Genomic DNA, 1,853 nt, shown 5'->3' on the forward strand with positions numbered 1-1,853 from the left:
AGTCGCCGGCGGCGGGCGGCCCGATCAGCGGCACTCCGCCCATGCCGGCTGCGCATAATCAAAGGGCCTGCAGGAACTTCAACAGCGCATCGGCCGGCCGATAGCGCACGCCGTGGGTTTCGGGAGGCGCGATCGCGGCCAAGGCGCGCTCCTTCATGGCCAGATCCGCTTCGACGTAGCCATGCGTCGTTACCGGACTCTCGTGCCCGAGCCACAGAGCAATGACCGTCAGGTCAACGCCGGCCTGCAGCAGATGCATCGCGGTCGTATGACGCAGCGTATGCGGGGAGATCACCCGCCCTTGAAGCGACGGGCACCGCGGCGTTGCCGCGCTCACTGCCCGGGCGAGTCGCTCGGCGACATTCGAACGGGTCATCGGCTTTCCCCATCGATTGGGCAGCAGCGCCTGGTCCTTCTGCAGGCCCGCGGACTGGAGCCAGCGTCGGATCTCCACGACGGTTTCCTTCCAGAGTGGCACGGTGCGCTGCTTGCGCCCCTTGCCGTGCAAGCGTACCGATGGTGTGACGTCGAGCTCCAGATCATGGACGCGGATGCCGATGAGCTCGGAGACCCGGGCGCCGGTGTTGTAGAGCAGCTGTAGCAGCACGCGGTCCCGGCGACCGTACCAGGTTGCAGGGTCAGGGGCCGTCAGGAGCGCCTGCACTTCATCGCGAGAGAGAAACCCGAGCAGCGGCTTGTCGAAGCGTTTCATCGGGATGGCCAGGATGCGCTGGGCGATCAGCAGGGCCGGCGGGCATTGCAGCGCGACGTAGCGGGCAAAGGCCCGGACCGCAGCGAGCCGCGCATTGCGGCTACGCACCGTGTTGTGGCGCTCGGCTTCGAGGTGAGCCAGGAAGCCAAGAATCAACTCCGCATCGACATCCCCCAAGGCCAGCCTGGCGGGCGGCTTGCCAAGCTGGCGCTCAGCATAGCCCAGCAGGAGCCGGAAGGTGTCCCGGTACGCGGCCACGGTCCTGGGGCTCACGGCCTGCTGCTGAAGGAGGCGCTCGGCAAAGAAACGCTGGACCAAGGCGGCGAACTCGGCGGGATCGGCAAGGAGCGGGATCATGTCGGCTCTCCCTGAGCATAGCGGTGGAAACGTTCGGCAGCGATGGCCATCAACTCAGGGATTCCGGTGAGGTACCAGTAGGTATCGATCACCTTGGCGTGCCCGACGTAGATCGAGAGGGCAGACAAGCCCCGCTCGACGTCGTCACCCTGTTCGTAGAGGCGCAATACGCTGCGCACGATGAAGGTATGGCGCAGATCGTGGAGCCGGTGATGGGCATGGTCCCCGCGTACTTGCCAGCCCAGCTGGCGACACACCTGGTGCAGCGCGTACAGCATGCTCGGCTGATTGATGGCTCGGCCGTCGTCACGCAGGAAGAAGCGATCGCAGCAGGGGCCGGGGACGAGTCGGTCCCGCTGCCGGGCATATGCTTGCAGGTGTGGCGTGACGCTCGAGTGCAGCGGAACGAAGCGGCGCTGGTGACACTTGGTGTCCCGGATATCGAGCACGCCTGCCTCGAGATCCACATCGGTCCGGGTCAGCTTGAGCGCTTCGGAGATACGCAGCCCCGTTGCTGCCAGCAGCCCGAAGAGGGTTCGGCAGGTGGCCGGGCGCAGCCTGCCGGGCGGGCCCAGACGATCGGTTGCATCCAGGAGGCTTTGCAGCTCCTCGGCGGTATAGATATGCGGCACCAGGCGTCGGTGGGCCGGGCCGAAGAGCTTGGGCGGCGGCACGACCGTATCCGGGTCGGTGCGCAGGCAGAAAGCGGCAAAGCCGCGCAGCACCTCGATACGCCGCGCCCAACTGATCGGACGGGGATAGCGTGAGGCGCGTGCCCAGTCGG

At 66.7% G+C, this 1,853-nt stretch carries 2 protein-coding genes; both read right to left on the bottom strand.

What is annotated here, in order from left to right; genetic code table 11:
* Positions 1–58: 58 nt before the first annotated feature.
* Entirely contained in the window at positions 59–1,069 is a 1,011-nt protein-coding gene (locus tag ZRA01_RS20140; protein WP_141355153.1) for a site-specific integrase, read from the bottom strand.
* A partial coding sequence (locus ZRA01_RS20145) for a tyrosine-type recombinase/integrase (protein ID WP_141355154.1) occupies positions 1,066–1,853 on the bottom strand: 788 nt, incomplete at its 5' end. The genes ZRA01_RS20140 and ZRA01_RS20145, both read right to left, overlap by 4 nt.

Origin of the sequence: Zoogloea ramigera, from assembly GCF_006539865.1 — a bacterium.
Classification (GTDB): domain Bacteria; phylum Pseudomonadota; class Gammaproteobacteria; order Burkholderiales; family Rhodocyclaceae; genus Zoogloea; species Zoogloea ramigera.

What these genes read in the sequence shown, in the direction of transcription:
- ZRA01_RS20140 (WP_141355153.1), bottom strand. Translation starts at nt 1,069, where the DNA reads ATGATCCCGCTCCTTGCCGATCCCGCCGAGTTCGCCGCCTTGGTCCAG.